This is a genomic window from Paraburkholderia sp. EG287B (assembly GCF_040965595.1).
Taxonomy (GTDB): Bacteria; Pseudomonadota; Gammaproteobacteria; order Burkholderiales; family Burkholderiaceae; genus Paraburkholderia.
The window spans coordinates 42,520-54,961 of sequence record NZ_JBFRCG010000006.1 but is presented as its reverse complement, the minus strand read 5'-3'; the positions used below and the strand labels follow the sequence as shown (position 1 = coordinate 54,961).

Annotated in this window: 11 protein-coding genes; 2 read left to right on the top strand and 9 right to left on the bottom strand. The window is 65.6% G+C overall.

What is annotated here, in order from left to right; all coding sequences use genetic code 11:
* Positions 1–11: 11 nt before the first annotated feature.
* Together AB4Y40_RS11725 and AB4Y40_RS11720 are read left to right on the top strand one after the other, a co-directional pair.
* Entirely contained in the window at positions 12–737 is a 726-nt protein-coding gene (locus AB4Y40_RS11725) for an amino acid ABC transporter ATP-binding protein (RefSeq protein ID WP_368687801.1), read from the top strand.
* Positions 738–769: 32 nt separating this feature from the next.
* Positions 770–1,666, top strand: coding sequence for a LysR substrate-binding domain-containing protein (locus AB4Y40_RS11720; protein ID WP_368687800.1), 897 nt, complete (start codon positions 770–772; stop codon positions 1,664–1,666).
* Between the two features lie 25 nt (positions 1,667–1,691).
* On the opposite strand, the gene AB4Y40_RS11715 is transcribed toward AB4Y40_RS11720, so the two are convergent.
* The 9 genes from AB4Y40_RS11715 to AB4Y40_RS11675 all read right to left on the bottom strand — a co-directional run bounded on the left by AB4Y40_RS11715 (position 1,692) and on the right by AB4Y40_RS11675 (position 12,377).
* Positions 1,692–3,332, bottom strand: a complete 1,641-nt coding sequence (locus AB4Y40_RS11715) for a Na/Pi cotransporter family protein (protein WP_368687799.1) — start codon at positions 3,330–3,332, stop codon at positions 1,692–1,694.
* A gap of 71 nt (positions 3,333–3,403) precedes the next feature.
* A complete protein-coding gene (locus AB4Y40_RS11710) occupies positions 3,404–4,201 on the bottom strand; it encodes an ABC transporter permease subunit (protein ID WP_368687798.1) in 798 nt (265 codons plus the stop codon).
* Complete coding sequence (locus AB4Y40_RS11705; protein ID WP_368687797.1) at positions 4,185–5,081, bottom strand: 2-aminoethylphosphonate ABC transporter permease subunit; 897 nt, start codon at positions 5,079–5,081, stop codon at positions 4,185–4,187. The genes AB4Y40_RS11710 and AB4Y40_RS11705 overlap by 17 nt, the downstream gene beginning before the upstream one ends.
* A complete protein-coding gene (locus AB4Y40_RS11700) occupies positions 5,074–6,228 on the bottom strand; it encodes an ABC transporter ATP-binding protein (protein WP_368687796.1) in 1,155 nt (384 codons plus the stop codon). Before AB4Y40_RS11700 ends, AB4Y40_RS11705 begins: the two co-directional genes overlap by 8 nt.
* Positions 6,228–7,259, bottom strand: coding sequence for a 2-aminoethylphosphonate ABC transporter substrate-binding protein (locus tag AB4Y40_RS11695; protein WP_368687795.1), 1,032 nt, complete (start codon positions 7,257–7,259; stop codon positions 6,228–6,230). Before AB4Y40_RS11695 ends, AB4Y40_RS11700 begins: the two co-directional genes overlap by 1 nt.
* Positions 7,260–7,348: 89 nt before the next feature.
* On the bottom strand, positions 7,349–8,797 hold the full coding sequence (gene phnY, locus AB4Y40_RS11690) for a phosphonoacetaldehyde dehydrogenase (RefSeq protein WP_368687794.1): 1,449 nt from the start codon (positions 8,795–8,797) through the stop codon (positions 7,349–7,351).
* A gap of 87 nt (positions 8,798–8,884) precedes the next feature.
* Entirely contained in the window at positions 8,885–10,156 is a 1,272-nt protein-coding gene (gene phnA, locus AB4Y40_RS11685; protein ID WP_368687793.1) for a phosphonoacetate hydrolase, read from the bottom strand.
* On the bottom strand, positions 10,153–11,328 hold the full coding sequence (locus AB4Y40_RS11680; RefSeq protein WP_368687792.1) for a 2-aminoethylphosphonate--pyruvate transaminase: 1,176 nt from the start codon (positions 11,326–11,328) through the stop codon (positions 10,153–10,155). Before AB4Y40_RS11680 ends, phnA begins: the two co-directional genes overlap by 4 nt.
* A 227-nt stretch (positions 11,329–11,555) precedes the next feature.
* Positions 11,556–12,377, bottom strand: a complete 822-nt coding sequence (locus tag AB4Y40_RS11675; RefSeq protein WP_368687791.1) for a DeoR/GlpR family DNA-binding transcription regulator — start codon at positions 12,375–12,377, stop codon at positions 11,556–11,558.
* Positions 12,378–12,442: the final 65 nt, after the last annotated feature.

The window sequence follows — 12,442 nt, the reverse complement described above, 5'->3', positions numbered from 1 at the left end:
CAGGTTTCCACATGATTACCATTAGCAACGTATCGAAGTGGTACGGTCAGTTCCAGGTGCTCACCGACTGCACGACGGAAGTGAAAAAAGGCGAAGTCGTCGTGGTGTGCGGGCCGTCGGGCTCGGGAAAATCGACGCTCATCAAGACGGTCAATGGCCTCGAACCGTTTCAGAACGGCGAGATCAGGATCAACGGCGAGTCGGTGGGCGACAGGAAGACCAATCTGTCGAAGCTGCGTTCGAAAGTGGGCATGGTCTTTCAACACTTTGAACTCTTCCCGCATATGTCGATTATCGAAAACCTCACGCTCGCCCAGGTGAAGGTGCTTGGCCGGCACAAGGACGAGGCCGCGCAAAAAGCCCTGGGGCTGCTGCATCGCGTGGGCCTGCGCGCTCATGCGGACAAGTTTCCCGGCCAGCTCTCCGGTGGTCAGCAGCAGCGTGTCGCGATCGCCCGCGCGTTGTCGATGGACCCGATCGCCATGCTGTTCGACGAGCCAACCTCGGCCCTCGACCCGGAGATGATCAACGAGGTGCTGGACGTGATGGTCGAACTCGCCCAGGAAGGCATGACGATGATGTGCGTGACGCACGAGATGGGCTTCGCGAAGAAGGTGGCGAATCGCGTGATCTTCATGGACCAGGGGTGTATCGTCGAAGACGATCTCAAGGAGGCGTTCTTTGCGCAGCCGAAGTCGAGCCGCGCGAAGGACTTCCTTTCAAAAATCCTTCACTAGGCCGCTTCGGTTAAATCGGAAACGCGAATTCCATGCGACGCCTTCCTCCCCTCAACGCACTGCAGGTATTCGAAGTGGTGGCCCGCCACCGCAGCTTCACCTGTGCCGCGGAACATCTGTGTCTCACGCAGGGCGCGGTGAGCCGGCAGATCCTCTCGCTGGAGGACTACTACAACTTTCCGCTTTTCATCAGGGGAAAGAAAGGGCTCACGCTCACGACCGAAGGCGAGATGCTGCTGCCCGTCGTGAAGGAGGGCCTCGCGCGCATCGAGGAGACGTCGGCGCGTTTGACGCGGCAGCGCACCGATCTCGCCATGAAGGTGCCGACCTGCATCATGCGCTGGATGTTGCCGCGCATCATGCGGTTTCAGGGCGAGCACCCCGACTTGCTGGTGCTGATCACGGCAACCTGGCAGCATGACGTCGACTTCCAGGCCGAGCCGTTCGACGCCGCGATCATCTACGGCTCGTCCCCAGGGGCCGATGTTCACGCGGTGCCGCTCTTCGACGAGCAGATTACGCCGGTGTGCGCGCCGGAACTGCTGAACAGCAAGCCGCTCGCCCAGTTCGACGATCTCTCGCAATTCACGCTGCTGCACCCGACGCGAGACCATCGTGACTGGCGACAGTGGCTCGATCAGGTCGGCGCGACCCAGGTGGACGCGAACCTGGGGCCGAGTTTCGAGACACTCGACCTGGCGACGAACGCCGCCATGCAGGGCTTCGGCATCGCGATCGGCGACCGCACGCTGGTCGATGACGACCTCGTGGCGAAGCGGCTCGTCATGCCGTTCGACACGGTGATCGAAACGGGCGCGCGCTATTACTTTGTCTATCCCGAGTGCGTGGCACATCAGCCGAAGGTAAAGCTCTTCAGCGAGTGGATGGCACGGAATCATCAACCACAACCGGCGCTTGCGCCGCTATAGCAACCGCCAGGCTAGCGGCGCACGCTCAAGTCTGCGCCGCCGCTTCCTCCGTCTTGTCGCGTTCCAGCAGGGGATAGGCGAGCGCGCAAATATGCGACTGGATGCGCACGAGATCGCGCAGCACGTCGAGATGCAGCGAACTCGAGGCCAGGCTGTCCGGCTGGCCTTCGCGCAGCCGTTCGAGGTGGCGCTCGCGCGTCAATCGTTCGAGTTGCCGCAGTGCCTGCTTGTCGGCGATGAGCTGCGCCGCGGTCTGCGTCCGCCCCGACACGAGCAGGGCCTGGGCCCGGCGAAAGCTGTCGATCACCGAGTCGTGCAGCATGCGCAGCTCTTCGGTGCCCTCGGCCGAAAAGCTCAGTTGCATCTTGATCTTCTTCTGCGCGATCTCGAGCAGATTTCTGTCGATGATGTCGCCGATATGCTCGAGATTGATCACGGCGGTCATGATGTCCGACGCCCAGCGCCGGTCCTCTTCGCTGAGCGGCTCGCGGGTCAGTTCGGTGACGTAGCGCTTGATCGCGTCGTGGAGTACGTCCACGGTGTCGTCGCGGCTCGCGATATCGCTCACCGCGCGGCGGTCATTGGCGAGCAGCACCGGAACGCTCTCGCGCAGCATGGCCTCGACGATCTCGCTCATCCTGATCACTTCGCGCGCCGCGCACGCCAGCGCCAGCGGCGGAGACTGCAGGGCGCTTTCATCGAGGTAGCGCGGCGAGCCCGCGTCGTCGCCCGCAGCGGGCGAGGGCATCATGCGCTCCAGCAGACGCGCTACCGGATCGAGCAGTCCGATGAACACGATCGCGATGGCGACGTTCAGGCCCGTGTGAAAATCGGCAATCGTGCGGCTGGCGTCGCCGGGCAGCGTGTCGAGCAGGCGCGCGAGCGGCGAGCACACGGCGAGCAGCAGCACGCACACGCCGCCGCGCAGCAGCAGGTTGCCGGCGGGCAGCCTGCGGCGGCTGAGGTCGTCGCCCTTCGCCGCCTCGAAATACGGATTGAGCGCGCTGCCGACGTTTGCGCCGAGCACCATGGCGATCGCGATGTCGAGAGGCACTGTATGCAGCTTTGCGAGCGACATCACGAACAACACGACCGGAATGCTCGAATGCGCGGCCCATGTGAGCACGCACGCCAGCGCGGCGTTGAGCACGGGTTCGCCAGACAGCGCGCCGAGCACCGTACGCAGCGCGGGCGCGGTTTCCGCGGGCTGCACCGTCGCGACGAGCAGCGTGAGCGCGAGCAGCATGAGTCCGAGGCCGATCGATGCGCGGCCGATGTCGCGGTTGCGCGAGCCCTTGCCCCTTTCGAACAAGGCCATGCCGATCAGCAGGCACGCGGGTGAGATCCAGCTGAGGTCGAGCGAGAACGCCTGCACGATCAGCGTCGAGCCCACGTTCGCGCCGAGCATCACGGCGAGTCCCGTCACCGCTCCCATCAGGCCGCGCGCCGCGAAGGACGACGCGATCATGCCGGTTGCCGTACTGCTCTGCAGCGCGCCGGTGATCGCGAGTCCCGCACAGAACGCGTTGAAGCGGTTGCCGAGGCTGCGCGCCATGAAGCGCCGCAGCGACGCCCCGAACGCGCGCATGAGCCCGGACTCGACCATGTGCAGGCCCCATGTGAGCAGTGCGACACCGCCCGCGAGATGAAGCACGATCAGGATCATCCGGCGCCTCCCTTGTGTTGTTTTCGGCTACACCGCCTGCACGCCTGCCTCGATCGCCTCCTCGAGTATCATCAGCGCACCGCCGCTTTGGTGGAGACGCGCGACAGTGCGAGTAGCACGAGGAGCGTGCCGCCGCCCAGCACCATCGTGAGGGTCGACGCGTCGAAGATCGCACCACGGTCGGACAGCGCGAAGATGCCGACGGGCAGCGTGACCCAGCCGGGCGGGTAGATCATCAGCGTCGCGCCCAGCTCGCCCATCGACAACGCGAAGCTCAGGCTGAACGACGCGAGCAGATACGGCGCGATGAGTGGCAGTGTCACGCGGGTCAGCTGGTAGAACGGCCGCGCGCCGAGGCTTTCGGCGACCTCGCCATACTCCGGCGCGAGCCGCGAGAGCCCAGCCGACACGTTGCCATACGTGAACGCCGAAATCAGCAGGAAGTGGGCGAGAAACACGATCGACGCCGTGCCGTTGAGCAGGACGGGCGGCTGGCTGAACGCCACGAGCAGCCCGAGCCCGATGGAGACCGACGGCACGGCGCTCGGCACGAAGAACACGACGTCGAGCACGCGCTTCGGCATGCCCTTCATGCCACGCAGCGCGAGTGCCGCCCATGTGCCGCTCACGAGTGCCGCCGCACTGGCCAACGCCCCGGTGAACACGCTCACGCGCAACTGGTCGGCCGAATCCGTGTGGAACACCCGCGCGTAGTGGGCGAGCGTCAGGTGGCTCGGCAGGATGCCGTTCCACTGTCCGCTCACGCTGGCGAGCGCGATCATCGCGACCGGCAATCCATAGATCGCGGCGAATAGCAGCGCCGTCGCACTCCAGGTCGACACCTTTGCCCATTTAGCCCAAAGCAGCACGGCGACCTCCGCAAAGTGACACGACTGTCCGGTAGCAGGCGTAGAGCCCGAGCGACAGCGCGATGTTGATGACGGCGATCACGCAGGCCGTGGTGTAGTCGAACTCCTGAATCGCCTTGCCGTAGATGAGCAGCGGCAGGGTGATCACGTCTTTCGCGCCGATGAACAGCACGATGCCGAACTCGTTGACGGTCAGCAGCAGGCACAGGCTGCCGCCGGCGAGCAGCGCGGGCAACGCGGCGGGCAGGATGATCTGGCGGATGATGCGCAGCGGCTTCGCGCCGAGACTGCTCGCCACTTCGATCTGCGCGTTGTCGATCTGCGAGAAGCAGGCAAGCAGCGGGCGCATGATGAACGGCGTATAGACCGTCACCTCGGAGAGCACGACGCCCCACTGCGTGTACAGGAAGTCGACGGGCGGCAGGTTCAGGTGGAAGAACGTCATCAGCGACTGGTTCAACAGGCCCGCCGAGCCGTACACGAACGTGAAGGCGAGCGCGACGAGAAAGGTCGGCAGTGCGATGAAGGTATCGATCAGACGGCCGACGAAGCGCGCGCCAGGAAACGGCACGAATGCAATCACGAGCGAGAACACGAAGCCCAGCACGAGGCAGCCCGCCGACGCGCTGACCGCAATGGCGATCGTGTGATAAAGCCCGCTCAGGAACTGTCGCGAATGCAGCACGGCGGCGAAGTTCGCGAGCGTGAGCGTGTGAGTGCTGGAGTCGGCCCCGCCGCCCAGCGCCTGCAGCGCGATGAGGCCGAACGGGTAGAAGAAGATCGCCGCCAGCACCACGAGCGGCGGCGCGATCCAGAGGCCGCGCCAGTTGGCCGGGGAGCGGCCGGCTGGCGCGGGCGGAGCAATGACGAGATCAGCCATGGCCTTCGACCTCCGGTACGAGCGTGACATCCGCCGCGTCGAAATGAACGGACATCGCAGTGCCGGGCTCCGGCGGACTTTCGAGCGGCGCACGCGTGAGACGCAGCGCCTCGCCGCCGACGTCGAGCACGACGCTGTGCAGTTCGCCGAGCCACTGCACGCTCTGCACGACGCCCGTCACGCGGTTGGACGCTTCCGTGTGCGGCCTGAAGTGCAGATCGTGTGGCCGCACGCACACATAACACGTGCTGGCGGCGGGCAGGCCGTGATGATTGCGCCCGACGATCGAGAAGTCGCCGCAGCGCACCCGCGCGAAGCCGTCGGTCGTGGGCTCCAACTGCTGCGCCGGCAACACGTTCGCACGCCCGAGGAACTCCGCCGCGAAGCGGTTCGGCGGATGCCGGTAGAGCCCCTGGGTCTCGCCGTGGGCCACCAGCTTGCCGTCGCGCATGATGCCGATGTGGTTCGCGAGCGTGAGCGCCTCCGTCTGATCGTGCGTCACGTAAAGCACGGTCAGCGAAGGCAGGCTGCGATGCAGCTTCGCCAGCTCGTCGAGCATCGAGCGCCGGATCTGCGCGTCGAGCGCGGAGAGCGGTTCGTCGAGCAGCAGCACCTGGGGCTGGATCGCGAGCGCACGCGCAATTGCTACACGCTGCTGCTGGCCGCCGGAGAGTTCGCGCGGATAGCGCTTCGCATACTTCGACATGCCGACGAGGCCGAGGCACTCGGGCACCCGTGTGCGGATCGTCTCCGCATCGGTGCCGCGTGCACGCAGGCCAAAGGCGACGTTGTCTTCCACGCGCATGTGCGGAAACAGCGCGTAGTTCTGCACGACCATGCCGATGTTGCGTGCATACGGTGGCAAGCGCGTGACGTCGCGCGCCCCGATCACGATGCGTCCCGCGCTCGGCTGCACGAAGCCCGCGACGGCCCGCAGCGCGGTCGTCTTGCCGGAGCCCGAGGGGCCGATGAGCGCGACGATCTCGCCGGGCTTCACGGTGAGCGTGAGCGAGTCGAGAATGGTCTGGCCGCCGTACGTCACCGAGACATTCTCGAAGCCGATTCCGCTGGCGCCGTGCGCGACCGCCGCCGGCACCGCGGGGGCCTGCTGCGCAGGCCCGCGTTCCATGGTGAAGGTATTGGCCATTAGTTGCTCGAGATCGCCTGGTTGTAAGTTGCCACGTCGGACTTCAGGTCGTGCATGACCTGGTTCCAGTCGGGCTCCCAGATTTCGACGCCCTGCAGCATCGCGCTGAGCGTCTTGAAGTTGGCGTCGGTGGGATGCACGTCGGTGCGCACGGGCATGCCGTAGGCGGACTTGCTCACGTCCTGCTGGGCCTCGGCGCTGAGCAGGAAGTCGATCAGCTTCTTGCCGTTGTCCGTATGCGGCGCGCCGGCGACGAGACCGATGTAGTAGGGCAGCGAGAAGGTGGCGCGGCGCCCGCTCGGACCGGCGGGGAAGAAGACCGCAATGTTCGGGTTGTCGCGCATCTGCGAGAGGTTCATCTGCAGATCGCCGTTGGCGACGTAGAGTTCGCCCTTGTTCACGAGCGCCGTGAGCTTGCCCGTGGAGGCGGACGGCCCAAGGTTGTTCACCTGGAGCTTGCGCAGATACGCGAAGCCGCCATCCTTGCCGTCGAACGCGTGGAAGGTCTGCAGCATCAGCGCGGTGCCGTCACCGGCCTGGCCCGGCGTCGAGTACTGCACCTTCTGCTTGAACTGCGGGGCGAGGAGGTCCGTGTAGGCCTTGGGCGCGCTCTTGAGCACCGCAGAGTTGTAGATGAACGTGGGGTAGTTGTCGACCATGGCGACATACAGCCCCTTGGCGTCCTTGTCGCGCGCGGCGATCTTGTCGGCGCCGGCCGGGGTGTAGGGCTGCAGCAGGCCGTCGGCAGCGGCCTTCTGCATGAACGGCGGCAACGTCACGAGCACGTCGGCCTGAATATTCGACTTCTCCTTGCCGAGGCGATCCACCACGCCGCTCGACCCGGCCTCGATATATTGGACCTTGATGCCCGTCGCCTTCGTGAACGCTTCGAACTGGTTGCCGAACCAGCTGGGCGTACCGTCGTGCAGACCGTCCGCGCTATAGATGGTTACGACGCCGGATTGTGCATGCACGGAGCCCGCTGCGAAGGCGAAGGCACAGGTCACCGCGGCGATCAGTTGAGTTTTCATATTCAACCTTCCTTGAGTTCGGATGCTGAAAAAAACCTCGTAGGGCCGCGCGCTGGCGGCTTGCGTCGCAATCCTGCCGGTTGCTGCCGTTACTCCCAGGGCATGGACCAGGTCCTGACGTTGGTGTAGCTCTTCATCGCCTCGACCATGCCTTCCTTGTAGCCGTTGCCGGAGTCCTTGATGCCGCCGAACGGCGACATCTCGGTGCGGTAACCCGGCACTTCCCAGACGTTCACGGTGCCGACCTCCAGTTCGTTGACGAACTTCGTCGTGTAGTCGATCCGGTTCGTGCAGACGCCCGAGGAGAGGCCGTAGGCGGTCGAGTTCGAGATGCGGATGATGTCTTCGATCTGGTTGGGAACCCGAATGATCGGGATGACCGGGCCGAAGGTCTCCTCGCGCACGAGTTCGCAGTCGTAGGGCACGTGATCGACGACGGTGGGGGCGAACAGCGCGCCCTGGCGGGGGGCGCCGTAGAGCACGCGTGCGCCGTGCGCTTCGGCGTCGGCCACGCGGCGCTCGAACAGTTGCGCGGCCGCTTCGTTGATGACCGTGCCCACGTCGACGCTCGGGTCCATCGGGTCGCCGCACTTGAGCTTCTTCGCGTGCACGAGCACACGTTCGACGAAGGCATCCGCCACGCTTTCCACCACGAGAATGCGTTTGACCGCCGTGCAGCGCTGGCCGGAATTCCTGGTCGCGCCCGTCACCGCGAGCAGCGCGGCTCGGTCGAGGTCGGCGTCTTCCATGACGATGAGCGGGTCGTTGCCGCCCAGTTCCAGCACGGTGCGGCGGTAGCCCGCGTGCTGCGCGATGTACTTGCCCACACGTACCGAGCCGGTGAACGTGACCAGGTCGCAGTGCGGGTCCGTGATCATGCTGTCGCCCATCGTGCGCGGATTGCCGGTCACGACGCTCAGCATCTCGGGCGGCAGGCCCGCTTCGTAGAGCACGTCGGCGAGGGCGAGCGCGGTGAGCGGCGTGAGTTCGGTGGGCTTGAGCACCACCCGGTTGTTGGTTGCGATGGCCGGCGCGAGCTTGTGGCTCACCATGTTCAGCGGATGGTTGAACGGCGTGATGGCGGATATCACGCCGAGCAGCGGCAGACGCGTCGTGAAGATCTTGCGGTTCTTGCCGTTCGGGCTGATATCGCACGAGTAGACTTCGCCATCGTCCTTGATCGTGAGTTGCGCGGCAAACGACCAGACGTCGTAAGCGCGGCTTGCTTCGTAGAGCGAATCTTTCCAGCACAGACCCGACTCCGCGGTGATGAGGCGCGCGAAGTCCTCCTTGCGGTCGCGCAGCGCTTCGGCGGTGGTCTGGAGAATGCGCTGGCGCTCGAAGCGCGTGAGGTGCGGGCGCGCGGCGTGGGCTTTGGCGAACGCTTCCTGCACGTGTTCGGGCCGGCCCGCGGGCACGGTGCCGACCACTTCGTTCGTGTAGGGGTTGAAGACTTCGATCACTTCGTCGGTCGAGACCTGCCGGCCGGCGATGCGCATGGACTCCTGCCTGAATGCGGGTTTGGTCATGACGTTCATCGCTTACCTCGTTCTATGATCCGGTTGGGCACGCCCCCTCGCGAATGCGAGCGGCGGCGTGCGGGGGGCTTCGTGTTGATACGTGTGTCAAGCGGCGGCGGCTTGTGCGACGTGGTTCAGCGCGACATCGAAAATGTCGAAGTTGCGCAGCGCGCGGCCCTGTGGCCAGTCGGTCTGGCGGTTGACGATGAGCGGCACGTCCTGCTCCGAGATCCCGCCATGCGAGCGCAGCGGTTCAGTCAGGCCGGAGAAGTCGTGGCGCGCGGCGCTCGTGCCGAACACCTTGGCGCGCGTGCCGACCACGACGAGGTCGCCGATCCGGTCGGGCGGCAGCTCGAAGCGCTCGCATGCCGCCTCGCTCGTCAGCGCGAGTTCCACGCCCGCGGTGTTGCGCAGCTTGTCGAGCAGCGTCGCCGCGCCAGCGGCGTCGGTGCCCTCGGGCAGGTAGATGGTGGCGAACGAGCCGAGCGCGCCGTGGTGCGCGACGTAGGGATCGGTGATCGGCAGGATCACCCGCGCGCGGCCCTTGCCGGTCCACTCGTCGAACAGATCCTGGAGATAGAGCACATCGGGCTCGCCGCTCGCGCGGTGCTTGTCGTTCATGCCGTGGTCCGCCGTGATGGCGAGCACGCAGCCCGCGGCGTCGAGCGCGCCCACGTAGCGGTCGAACATCGCGTAGAAGTCGTTGGCCTTCGGCGCTCCTGGCGCGGCCTTGTGCTGCACGTAGTCCGTCGTCGAGAGATACATCAGGTCGGGGCGAAACGTATCGAGAAGCTTCACGCCGGCGGCGAACACGAACTCGGAGAGATCGGCGGAGTAGACGTCGGGCAGCGGCTTGCCGACGAACGCGAGCAGGTCGCCGAGACCGTTTTGCTCGCGCGTCGCCTGATCGGCCTTTTCAGCCGAGAACGCGATGGCGCGGCCGCTCGCGAAGTCGAGCCCCTTGCCGAGCAGCGTGCGCAGTTTGTCCTTCGCAGTAACGACCGCCACTTTCGCGCCGGCGTCGTGGAACGCCGCGAAGATCGTGGGGGCGCGCAGGAAACGCGCGTCGTTCATCATCACTTCCTCGCCGCTCGCACGGTCGTAGAAGTAGTTGCCCGCAATACCATGCACTTTCGGCGGGCGGCCCGTGAGGATCGAGAGATTGTTCGGGTTGGTGAAGCTGGGGATCACGCACTGCGCAATGCGGCTCGTGCCGGTGCGCAGCAGCTTCGCCAGATGCGGCGCGCGGCCTGCCTTGATGGCCTCCTCGATATACGCCGGCTCGGAGCCGTCGAGGCAGATCACCACGACGGGTGCGGCGGGAAAGCGGTATTCGCGGCCGTTCACGGCCACTGCGGTGTCGTTCAGCGTGCTCATTGCATCTCCATTCGGGCTGTCTTTTCGATCTGGCCGACCATGCCCATTTCCTCGAGGACCTCGCCGATCGCGGCGAGTGCGGCGCGGATTTCCTTTTCGCCGATCCGGCCAATACAGCCGATACGGAACGAGTCGGCCACGGTCAGCTTGCCCGGATAGATCACGAAGCCGCGCGCCTTCAAACTTTCATAGAACTGGGCAAAGACGAAGCGCGGGTCCTCGGGCATGTGAAACGTGACGATGATCGGCGCCTGCAGCGCATCCGCGAGCAGCGGCCGGAAGCCGAGCGCGCGCATGCCGTCGAGCAGGATCCGGCAGTTGTTGCGATAGCGTCCCCCGCGACCGGCTACGCCACCTTCGGCATCGAACTCATCGAGCGCCTGGTGGAAGGCAACGATCACGTGCGTGGGCGGCGTGAACCGGTACTGGCTCGTCTTCTCCATGTTGAGCCACTGGTCGTGCAGGTCGAGCACGAGCGTGGTGGCGTTGCCCTGCGTGCGCTTGAGCGCCTCCACCCGGCAGATTACGAAGCCGAGGCCCGGTACACCTTCGATGCACTTGTTGGACGATGCGGCGACCGCGTCGATGTGCATGGCCTGCACGTCGAGGGGCAGCGCGCCGAAGGCGCTCATCGAATCGACGAGATAGCCCTTGCCGTATCTGGCCGCCAGTGCGCCGATCTGCGCGATGGGGTTCAGAATGCCCGAGGTCGTCTCGCAGTGAACCGTGAACACGTGCGTGATGGAAGGGTTGCTCGCCAGCAGCGCTTCGACCGCGGCGAGGTCCGGCGGCGTGTCTTCGGCGGTTTCGTGCACCACCGTCCTGCGCCCGGCGATGTCGAGAATGCGCTTCGCCCGCTTGCCATAGGCGCCATTGATCAGCACGAGGACTTCGCCATCGGCGGGCACGAAGGTCGTGAGCATGGCTTCGACGGCGAAGGTGCCCGAGCCTTGCATGGGTACCGTCGCCCAGTCGTCCGAACCATTCGCTATCCTGACGAGTCGCGTGAGTACTGAGCGGTTGATCGCGATGAAGTTCGCATCGCGCGAGCCCCAGTCGTGAACCATTGCGGCTTTGACGGTGCGCGAGGTGGTGAGTGGGCCGGGTGTGAGCAGCAGCGGATCGCCGGTTTCTGAAGCTGCAGGGGAGGAAGCCGTGGAAGATGCCGTCATGGGGTGTCTCCGTGAAGGTCTGTTCTGACTGACTGCGTGTTGAAGTCACTTTAGGACGTGCAACAAAAACAGTCAATACGCCACTATTTGCCACAACACCAGGGGATACGCTGATGCATCGGCAGTGACTGAGTCAGATGCGCCGCGGCAGGCCGCAGCGCGGCCCGGCACTGCGTGCGCGCAGGGGAACGACGTGGAGTGGATGGGCAAACGCCCGTGTATGCGGCTCAGCGCTCGCCGTTCGCGACGATCACGCGCCACTGCTGCTGTTCGAACGCACGAGCGATACGCGGAGGCGGCGGCGCATCGACGACGACGCCGGCGATGTGCGGCACGGGCGTGATTCGCACGGGCGTGCCGTGCTCGAACTTGGTGTGGTCGGCGAGCACGTAGACCGCCTTGCCGGCGTTCATCATCAGATGCCGCTGCTCGGCGGCGAGCCGCGAGTAGTCGGTGAATTCGCCTTCCGGCGAGATACCGCTCACGCCGAGAAAAACGAGATCGACGCGATAGTGCGCGAGCGCGGTCATCGTCTCGATGCCGAATGCCGCTTCGTCGTTCGGCTCGATGTCGCCGCCGAGCACGATCACCTTCACGCCCGGCGCGCGGCACAGTAGCAGGCCGATCGGCAGGCTGTTGGTGATGACGGTGAGGTCGCTGTGGTTCGTGAGCGCAGCGGCGAGGCCCAGCGTGGTGGAGCCCGAATCGAGCAGCACGACCATGCCGTCGGCGACGAGCCACGCCGCCGCGGCGCCGATGGCCGCCTTGCCCGCTGCGTTCGCCGCTTCGCGCGTGGCAAGCGACGGCTCGTCAACCGGGCGCTTCGCCGCGCCGCCGTGGACCAGACTCACGCGGCCCTGTTCCGCGAGCGCCTTGAGGTCGCGGCGGATCGTTTCGCGCGAGACGCCGAGCGTCATGCTCATGTCGGCGACGCTCACTGAGCCGCGCACATCGAGGCTTTGCAGAATGTAATCGGTGCGTCCGACGGCGAGACGGCGGTTCAGCGGCGCGGGTGGAGCAAGGGGTGGGGCGGCGCGGTCATCTGGCATGGTGTTGCCTTTCAGGAAAGGAAAGCGCGGCGGTGCCCGTGAACTGGACGCACAAGGGTAAGCCA